8 protein-coding genes are annotated in these 8,322 nt (G+C 58.7%); 5 read left to right on the top strand and 3 right to left on the bottom strand.

All coding sequences use genetic code 11. The features are described from left to right. The first annotated feature begins 468 nt into the window (after positions 1–468). On the top strand, positions 469–1,437 hold the full coding sequence (locus ACZM8Y_RS12040) for a TAXI family TRAP transporter solute-binding subunit (RefSeq protein WP_487480290.1): 969 nt from the start codon (positions 469–471) through the stop codon (positions 1,435–1,437). Positions 1,438–1,593: 156 nt separating this feature from the next. On the opposite strand, the gene ACZM8Y_RS12035 is transcribed toward ACZM8Y_RS12040, so the two are convergent. The 3 genes from ACZM8Y_RS12035 to ACZM8Y_RS12025 form a co-directional block, all read right to left on the bottom strand. Further along, on the bottom strand, positions 1,594–1,917 hold the full coding sequence (locus tag ACZM8Y_RS12035; RefSeq protein ID WP_487480291.1) for a hypothetical protein: 324 nt from the start codon (positions 1,915–1,917) through the stop codon (positions 1,594–1,596). A gap of 830 nt (positions 1,918–2,747) precedes the next feature. After that, the gene (locus ACZM8Y_RS12030; protein ID WP_302554372.1) at positions 2,748–3,005 is read right to left on the bottom strand and encodes a TIGR03905 family TSCPD domain-containing protein; all 258 of its coding nucleotides are present in this window, start codon (positions 3,003–3,005) and stop codon (positions 2,748–2,750) included. Between the two features lie 138 nt (positions 3,006–3,143). Further along, positions 3,144–3,428, bottom strand: a complete 285-nt coding sequence (locus ACZM8Y_RS12025; protein ID WP_482332927.1) for a hypothetical protein — start codon at positions 3,426–3,428, stop codon at positions 3,144–3,146. A 404-nt stretch (positions 3,429–3,832) separates the two neighbouring features. On the opposite strand from ACZM8Y_RS12025, the gene ACZM8Y_RS12020 reads away from it, so the two are divergent. The 4 genes from ACZM8Y_RS12020 to ACZM8Y_RS12005 all read left to right on the top strand — a co-directional run bounded on the left by ACZM8Y_RS12020 (position 3,833) and on the right by ACZM8Y_RS12005 (position 7,962). Further along, entirely contained in the window at positions 3,833–5,092 is a 1,260-nt protein-coding gene (locus ACZM8Y_RS12020) for a 4Fe-4S dicluster domain-containing protein (RefSeq protein WP_482332924.1), read from the top strand. A gap of 241 nt (positions 5,093–5,333) precedes the next feature. Then, positions 5,334–5,609, top strand: a complete 276-nt coding sequence (locus tag ACZM8Y_RS12015) for a histone (protein ID WP_308772087.1) — start codon at positions 5,334–5,336, stop codon at positions 5,607–5,609. A 242-nt stretch (positions 5,610–5,851) separates the two neighbouring features. Continuing rightward, on the top strand, positions 5,852–6,562 hold the full coding sequence (locus ACZM8Y_RS12010; protein ID WP_482332916.1) for a response regulator: 711 nt from the start codon (positions 5,852–5,854) through the stop codon (positions 6,560–6,562). Next, a complete protein-coding gene (locus tag ACZM8Y_RS12005) occupies positions 6,559–7,962 on the top strand; it encodes an ATP-binding protein (RefSeq protein ID WP_337431273.1) in 1,404 nt (467 codons plus the stop codon). Before ACZM8Y_RS12010 ends, ACZM8Y_RS12005 begins: the two co-directional genes overlap by 4 nt. Positions 7,963–8,322 lie beyond the last annotated feature (360 nt).

Raw genomic sequence — 8,322 nt, 5'->3', positions numbered from 1 at the left:
GCCCGGCGGCGCGGAACCCTCCATGCGGAGAGGAGCCGGAGCTTTGCGGATATTCCGGCAACGAATGCAGCATGTAAAAGACTGGTGAAGAGGCGGCACGAAGGAAGTCCCTGTCGCTTCATGGGGAAGCCGGAACGGAAAGCCTGCCGGATAAAGGTATCGGCGGGGACGGAAAAATGAGGGAAAAAGCCCGGCGGTGCGGAACCCTCCATGCGGAGAGGAGTCGGAGCTTTGCGGATATTCCGGCAACGAATGCAGCATGTAAAAGGCTGGTGGAGAGGCGGCACGGAGGAAGTCCCTGTCGCCTCATGGGGAAGCCGGAACGGAAAGCCTGCCGGATGAAGGTATCGGCGGGGACGGGAAAATGAGTGAAAAAGCCCGGCGGCGCGGAAGCCTTCATGCGGAGAGGAGCAGAATCTTTACGGATATTCCGGCAACGAATGCAACATATAAAACGAGGAGAACGTCATGAAAAAATGGTCCATGCTTTTGGCTGCGGCGGCGTGCGCGTGCATACTGGCCTCGCCCCTTCAGGCTGCGGAACGGAAAAAGGTCAACATCAGCTTTCCCACGGCGGCGACGACCGGGGCACTGTATCCCCTCGGCGCGGGTATCGCCAATTTGTGGAATACCAAGCTCGGCTATGTGAATGCGCGGGTGCAGGCCTCCAACGGCGGCATTCAGAACCTCAACCTGCTCAAAGCCGGGAACGCGCAGGTTTCGTTCGCCGTATCGAGCATTACCTACGAGGCGCTCAACGGCGAGCGCGGGTTCAAGGGCCGTGCCTATAAGGATGTCCGCGTGCTGGCGGGGCTGTACTACAACCCGAACCAGGTCGTAGCCCGCGCCGACAGCGGCGTAGCTTCGCTGGCGGACTTCAAGGGCAAAAGTTTCGCGCCGGGGGCGGCGGGCGGTACGACCGAAGTGGAATCCCGCATCCACTTCACCGAAGCGGGGCTTAAGTATCCTGACGAGATCAAAGCCCATTTCGTGGGCTTCACCGAATCCATCGACCTGATGCGCAACAAACAGCTTGACGGCGTATGGATCATGGCCGGGATGCCCACCGCCGCCGTCACGGAAATGTGCTCCACCGCCGACGGCAAGCTCGTGGGCATGGACGACGAACTGATCGCCAAGATACAGGCGAAGTATCCTTGGTACTCCAAATTCACCATCCCGGCGGGCACCTATGATGGACAGGCCGAACCCGTCCAGACCACGGCCGTCAAAATGCTCCTCCTCACCGATGCCTCCATGCCCGACGATGTGGTGTATGATCTTGCCAAAACCTTCTGGGAAAACCTTGATTCTCTCGGTAAGGCCCACGCCGTCATAAAAACCGTCACCAAGGAAATGGCCGTCAGCGATCTTTCCGGCATCCCCCTCCATCCCGGCGCTGAAAAATACTATCGCGAAATCGGGCTGCTGAAGTAAAAGGCTACCATAGCCCCGTCCGCGCGGGTTTTCCCCTGATGATTCCCGACGCGCCGACTCCCGCAAGGCCATAAACCCGTCCACGCAGGTTTTCCCCGGCGAAGAACCCGCGCTGCGGGGAATGGAATCGAAACGGTAATGCGGCGGGGGAAAAATTCAGAGGACCCCGCGCTGGGGGAATGGAAAAACATTCCGGCACGCTGAAAATGGTTGATGCTTTTTCCCTTGGAGTCCCAAAGGAATAACCAGAAGGCTGTGTTCAATCTTACGGTTGATGATTTTTTCAATGAAAATCAATAGATAAAAGATCGTTCCACGTCTGGTGATATGGGCCTCTCTCATTTTTTGTTCATTACATGAAATCCAGTTTTGAAGAATTGTTGCGAGACCTCCAAATAATTTCCAAAGAACTCTTCCTTTCCAGTTGGAATCTTGTATCAGCCACAAACTTAAACACAGCCAACCAGAATAACCAGCCAAATGCTTTAGCTAAGGATTCCGCCAAGGGGAAAACTGGATGAAAAGGCCGTATTTTCATCATGTTGTGAAGATGAAACAACCACGCCATGACAGAGCCAAGTAAAAAACATCCGCATGTTCCGGGAGCTGCCTTCCATATCCGCACCATCCCTGTTCTTCACACACCAACACGAAACGGGGCCTCCAAACGGATAACGCACAAAAGCAACTGCCTAAGACACAAAAAACAGGGAAAGGAAAGCCCCGCCGTGCTCCCTACACGAACGGAAATGTGGTGATAGAAGGGGAAACCTTTCCCAAAGGCTCTGTTATAGTATGTGGTTGTTTCATCTCCACAGTGCGGTGAAAAATAGAGCTATTTTCCAGTTTTCCCCTTGGCGGGATCCACGGCTAAGGCATTTTTCCAGTTATCCCTTTGGAGTTTCAAGGAAAAAAGCATCAACCGTTTTCTATAACACAGCCTTCCCAAAAATTAAAACCACCCGCATAGCGGGTATTTTCTTGCTTCGGACACTTCGTATCCACAACAGGCTGAAGCCCACAAACCAAGAGAGGCCGCCCGATCCCTTGGATCGGGCGGCCTCTCTTGCTGCCCTTCAAAACGGCTTTCCTCATATCCCTCATTCCTCATATCCCCTTAATGGTGCGCCAACCCCCAATGCCCCACCCTGCCCCAATACGGGAAAGCAAGGGAAAAACACCATGAGGGATTCAATAAAGAGGAAAAGTTTAGAGGGATGAGGGGAGGGGGTTCGGGGGAGGGGGGAAGGGAACCTTTTTAAAGGTTCCCTTCCCCCCTCCCCCGTTTCCCGATTTCCCGTCCCGTTCCGTTACGCTCCGCGTGCGGCAAGCTCACGCTTGAGGGCGCGGGCAAGCTGATCGGGGCAGGACGTGGGCTTGCTGCCGCACCGGATGCCTTCAAGCCGGGAAATGACGGCTTCGGCGGGAAGCCCTTCAACAAGGCGGGAGACGGCTTCAAGGTTGCCGGGACAGCCGCCCGCGAAACGGACGCCGGTCACGCGGCCGTCATCGGTAATATCATACTGGAGCGCGCTCGAACACACGCCCATAAGAGGAGCAATAGCCATGAAAACAAATCCTTATCATCAGAATGTGACCAGAAAGCGGGAACCGCGGGCCCCGCAGTCCCAAACGGAAAGCCCCGCAGCAAAAGGCGCCCATAAAACGCCGGGGCAAGGCCTCGCTGCGGAAAAGGCTGAGGCGTGCTAATCATCACGCCCGTCGTCGCAGCGCCCATCCCGGAAACGGGAGTCCCCCGGCATACGCGACGAATCGGAATCCAGGCCGATCCCCCCGCCGTCCCAGCGGAATCCGTATTGCCGCGGCTGCACGATGCGCCCAAACGAATGCCCGACACTGTCCACAGACTTGACCAGGTCGTCAAGGTTCTCCAGCGCTTCCGAAGCATCTTCCAACGGTTCGGCGGCATGGGCCGGGTACGCGCACAGGACGCCGAGGACGGCCAGAGCGGGAAACCATTTTACAAACACGGTAAACTCCTTGTTCGGTTGCATGGCACAGAGAGCGCCGGGCAACAGTATACCCCAAAACGGACAGAGGGAAAACAGGGCTGAACAAAATATTCTTCACCAACAAGGACAGTATGATAGAAATGAACGGCATATGAATGAAGCCGAAGCGGAAACGGAGGTGGGGCACATGCGGGAACCGTGGGCATAAGGTTGGATACGTATGGATGAAACCCGGGAAACCGTCCCGGCGAAAAACAGGTACAATGCGCGGGTGACGGTGCGGAAAGAAGGCAGCATTGCGTAACACGCCAAAATTGATAAAGGAACATGAAAAACGCACCGGATAGCACTCTTGACCCAAAATCGATTTTGCGTGAACACGGAATGGACGTCCTTACGCATGACATGACACGAGGTACGCTATGGCCCATCATTATCCCAATTCCCTGTATGACCGCCTTGCGGATCGGCTGAACCAGTTCCCGCAGGGCGCGCCGCTTTCCGACAGCCTCTTCGCCATCCTGAAAATCCTCTTTTCCGAAAAGGAAGCCGGGCTGGTGGCGCAGTTGCCCATCAAACCCTTCACCGCAGACCGCGCCGCCGCTATCTGGAAGCTCGACAAGGCCACCGCCCAGAATATGCTGGAAGACCTCGCGGGGCGGGCCATGCTGCTCGACATGGAGCAAAACGGCCGGCAGATGTTCTGTCTGCCCCCGCCGATGGCCGGGTTCTTTGAATTTTCCATGATGCGCGTGCGCGGCGACGTCAACCAGAAAGCGCTGGCGGAACTGTATTACCAATATCTCAACGTCGAAGAGGATTTCGTCAAGGCGCTGTTCGTCGAGAACGGAACCCCGCTTGGGCGCATCTTCGTACAGGAAGCCGCGCTCCCGCAGGACGGCAAGCTGGAAGTCCTCGACTATGAGCGCGCTTCGCACATCATCAAGACAGCCTCGCACATCGGCATCAGCATGTGCTACTGCCGCCATAAAATGCAGCACCTTGGGCGGGCGTGCGACGCCCCGATGGATATCTGCATGACATTCAACACCTCGGCCCGATCGCTCATCAAATACGGCCACGCCCGGCAGGTGGACGCCGCCGAATGCCTTGATCTGCTCGCCGTGGCGCAGGGGCACAACCTCGTCCAGTTTGGCGAGAACACCCGTGAAGGCGTGAACTTCATCTGCAACTGCTGCGGGTGCTGCTGTGAGGCGTTGCTGGCGGTCAAGCGCTTCGCCATCGCCCGAACCATCCATTCCAACTTCATCGCCCGCGCCGGGAACGGCTGCCGGGGGTGCGGCAAGTGTGAAAAAATCTGTCCGGTCAATGCCATCCATATGGAAGACGGCCCGGCGGGCAAACGCTTCGCTTTCGTCGATCCCGATCGCTGCATCGGATGCGGCGTGTGCGTGCGTTCCTGTGCCTTCGGCCAGCTTATGCTCGAAGCCCGGCCCGAACGCGCCATTACCCCCCTCAATACCGTAAACCGCGTGGTCGCCATGGCCGCCGAGCGGGGGATGATCAAGGAACTTCTCGAAGACAACGACGCGATGGGCAACCATCGGATCATGGCGGCGGTCATCGGGGCGATCATGAAGCTTCCCGGCGCACCAAGGGCGCTCGCCGTGGCGCAGCTCAAATCCCGCTATCTGGAAAACCTCATCGGCAGGATGGGATAGCGGAACATCCAAAAGGCCGGCGGGCGGCGTTTTGCCCCCGCCGGCTTTTTTTGCCTGATCAGGCACGGCATTGGGGCAGCCTGCCACATCGGGCGGAAGCCGCCCGTTCCCCATGGGGTGCGGCTTTTCCGGCAATCCCGATACACTTTGTTACATTCCGCTGCATTCGGCACATCCTTATGAAACACTTTACGGGTAGTTTCGCTTTCACAGGGCAACGAGCCCTAAAGGAGCAACTACCATGTTGAAGCATACTTCTTTGATCGTCGCCGGGGCCCTCGTCCTCGGAATGGGAATTTCCACCGTTTCCTTCGCTGAAATGCCCTCCCTGGACAGCCAATCCTACACGCGTCCCGGCTCCATCATCAATACCAGCAGCGATACCGACAAGCTCGCGCCCGATCCGCAGACCGGGAAACGGCCCGGCATCCTCGACTGGGAAGGCATGGGGGCCGACGTATCGAAGCATCCCGACAAGCCCGGACACGATCCCATGAACTGCGGCATCTGCCGATAGCCCTTTCCGGCGGGGAAAGCCGCCCGCCGGGAAAGCCCCGCATCCCTTCGGCCGTAACGGGCCTCCTCAAGGGGGACGCGGGGCGCCCGTTTTCGGGAAGCCGCCGCGCCCCCGGTTCCGCCCAAAGGGAACCTTTTCTTTTACCAGCAAATGGAGCATGCTCGGATCGCCCCGGACGGGGCCATCCGGCGACAGGGCCGCCGTTGGCGGGCCGGAAGGCCCGGCGGGATGGGAGGTGATCCGTGCCAGAACAAACACGCCTTCTCGTCGTTGACGACGATGCCGACATCCGCGAGCTGCTCTCCGCCTACCTTGCCCGTTACGACATGGCCGTCGAAACCGCGGCGGACGGCGCGGGGCTTTTCGAGAAGCTCGATCATGCCCGCTTCGATCTCATTATCCTCGACATCATGCTGCCCGGAGAAGACGGCCTCAGCCTGTGCCGCCGCCTTCGGGCGGCTTCGTCGATCCCGGTCATTTTTCTGACGGCGTTGGACAGCTCCACGGATCGGGTCGTCGGGCTTGAGCTCGGCGCGGACGACTATGTGGTCAAACCGTTCGATCCCCGCGAACTGCTCGCCCGCATCCGAACCGTCCTCCGCCGTGCTTCCGACAAAGGGCAGGCCCCGGCGCAGTCCGACATACGCCGTTTCGCCGGATGGACCCTCAACGTCCGTTCCCGCGAGCTCTCGCAGGGCGACGAGCGGATTGCCCTCAGCGACGCGATGTATCGGCTGCTACTCGTGTTCCTTGACGAGCCGTTCGCCGTATTGAGCCGCGAGTACCTGCTGCTGCAGACGCAGGGGCGCGACGCCGACGTATTCGATCGCAGCGTCGACATACAGGTGAGCCGCCTGCGCGGGGTGCTCAAGGATACGGGCACGTCCAAAATCATCAAGACAGTACGCGGCGGCGGGTATATGCTTTCCGTTGATGTGGAGCACGGCGCATGAATCTTGACCGCCTGCTTCCGAAGACTTCCTTCGGACGCTTCTTCCTGATCAACGTGATCAGCCTTGCTCTGTTTTGGCTGCTTATCCAGCCCATAGCCAACTACTGGCGCAATCAGGCCCTGCTCCGCATAGTGGCTTCAAACGAAAGCCGCCTCTTCCTTACCCATATCCGCCTGCTGGACAAACTGCCTGCGGTTGCCGAGCGCAACGGGCTGTTCAATCCGAATGACGACGTATTCTCGATCCGGGTCTCGTATTTGCCGCCGGACGTGCCGCAGGACGGCTCGAAGTTCTCGCGGAGCCTGCGGAAGCGCCTTGAACAGGCGTTCAAGCAGGAAAACATCCGGTACACGGATCTCCTGACCCGGATCGTGGTGTCGCATGCACCGATCACCGCCATGAGCAGTGAAGAGAAATACGGCGATCTCGAAATGTTTTTGACGCACCGCTATGCACAGGCCGAAATCGCCCTGCGCAGGCCCGACGGGATCTGGATTTACGCCAAGCACCAGACAGAACTCATGCCGCGGAACCGGCTGTGGCTGAATACGGCGGCGCTGGCGATGGAATTCCTGCTGGTCATGGGCGGGGTGGCCTTGGCGCTGAACTGGCTGCTGCGGCCCTTGCGCAAGCTGGTGGCGGCAACAGACCGTTTCGGCAGGACGCAGAAGATCTCGCCGCTACGGACGGATTCCGGGCCTGTGGAAGTACGCGAGGCCGCTTCCGCATTCAACAGGATGTTTTCGAGCATTCAACGATCATTCGAGGAACGGGAACGCTTCCTGACGTCGTTTTCGCACGATCTGCGTACCCCGCTGACCCGGCTGCGGCTGCGGCTCGAACAGGTGGCGCAGGACGATCTGCGGGAAAAGCTGTGCGCCGACGTGGACGATTTGACCGATACGCTGAACCGCACGGTTACGTTTTTGCGGAGCGCGCGGAGCATTGAAGACATCCGGCAGCCGATTGCGGTGATGCCGCTGTTGGAAGCCCTGGTAGAAGACAGGCAGGGCATCGGGGAGCGGGTAACGCTGCGCGGGAACACGGCCGCCGTGCTCCAAAGCTGGAGCCGTTTGCGGAGCGCCTTTGAAAATGTCGTGGACAACGCGCTGCGCTATGGGGACTGCGCCGACATTGAGATCCATCACGAAAGGGACTCCGAAGGCCGGGAGTGGCTGTATATCGATTTCCGGGACAACGGGCCGGGCATCCCCGAAGAAAAGCTTGAGTTCGTATTGGAACCCTACGTGCGTCTGGAGACGTCGCGCAACCGGAAAACAGGCGGGCATGGGCTTGGGCTGTCCATCGTGCGCAATCTCGTGGAGGCGAGCGGAGGCAGGGTGCTGCTCATGAACCGCCCGGAAGGGGGGCTTCTGGTCAGGATGCTGTTCCCGCTCTGACCCTGCCGATCCGCCCGAAAAGGAATGTGGAGCAAGGGCAGGCCCGCCGCGCCCGCCTTCCGGCCCTTCCGTTTTCCCTCCCAACGGAGTGGAATGGGTTCGGGATTCCTGAGCGTTTGCCGCGGGCAATCAGGTTTAACGCGGTGCCCCTGCCAGCCGCTCCTTTTCCATGCCGCCTACAGCCGCATCAGGACAGGCACCGGCTCCTTTCTTTTTGGATCCGCCATAGCATATGGTTGCTTTATCTCCACAATATGCTGAAAATATACTTTTTCTCCAGTTTTTCCGGCGATAGATTCCACGATTGGGGCATATTATTGAACGTATCAGGAATACGCCGCACACCTGCCAATGGATGCC

This window comes from Bilophila sp., from assembly GCF_057864385.1.
The sequence above is the reverse complement of the archived record's forward strand: the minus strand, read 5'-3'. Positions and strand labels throughout refer to the sequence as shown.

Coding starts and splice junctions, on each gene's coding strand:
- ACZM8Y_RS12040 (WP_487480290.1), top strand. CDS start 469: ATGAAAAAATGGTCCATGCTTTTGGCTGCGGCGGCGTGCGCGTGCATA.
- ACZM8Y_RS12030 (WP_302554372.1), bottom strand. CDS start 3,005: ATGGCTATTGCTCCTCTTATGGGCGTGTGTTCGAGCGCGCTCCAGTAT.
- ACZM8Y_RS12020 (WP_482332924.1), top strand. CDS start 3,833: ATGGCCCATCATTATCCCAATTCCCTGTATGACCGCCTTGCGGATCGG.
- ACZM8Y_RS12015 (WP_308772087.1), top strand. CDS start 5,334: ATGTTGAAGCATACTTCTTTGATCGTCGCCGGGGCCCTCGTCCTCGGA.
- ACZM8Y_RS12005 (WP_337431273.1), top strand. CDS start 6,559: ATGAATCTTGACCGCCTGCTTCCGAAGACTTCCTTCGGACGCTTCTTC.